This is a genomic window from Ectothiorhodospira shaposhnikovii, from assembly GCF_016584105.1.
Classification (GTDB): Bacteria; Pseudomonadota; Gammaproteobacteria; order Ectothiorhodospirales; family Ectothiorhodospiraceae; genus Ectothiorhodospira; species Ectothiorhodospira shaposhnikovii.
Genome location: NZ_NRSM01000115.1, coordinates 1 through 308, shown reverse-complemented (window position 1 = coordinate 308; position 308 = coordinate 1). Strand labels below are relative to the sequence as shown.

2 tRNA genes are annotated in these 308 nt (G+C 55.2%); both read right to left on the bottom strand.

Annotated elements, in window-relative coordinates:
- Positions 1-45: 45 nt before the first annotated feature.
- A tRNA-Ala gene (locus CKO35_RS17645) sits at positions 46-121 on the bottom strand.
- A 67-nt stretch (positions 122-188) separates the two neighbouring features.
- Positions 189-265: transfer RNA gene (locus tag CKO35_RS17640), tRNA-Ile, on the bottom strand.
- Positions 266-308 lie beyond the last annotated feature (43 nt).

The following is a 308-nucleotide window of genomic DNA, read 5'->3' as shown; positions in this document are numbered from 1 at the left end:
CAGGCCTTCGCCTTACAACCCTTCTCTTTTGACTGCCCTAGAACTTGGTGGAGCCAGTCGGGATCGAACCGACGACCCCCTGCTTGCAAAGCAGGTGCTCTCCCAGCTGAGCTATGGCCCCGTAACCTTACAGAGATACCGTGGCACTCAACCGCTCAAACAGGCCAGACGCCATCCCGTACTAAAAATGGTGGGTCTGGGTGGATTTGAACCACCGACCTCACCCTTATCAGGGGTGCGCTCTAACCAACTGAGCTACAGACCCAAGCTCAAGTCCACTGCAAATCAAGTAGCTTGTGAGGATGCTC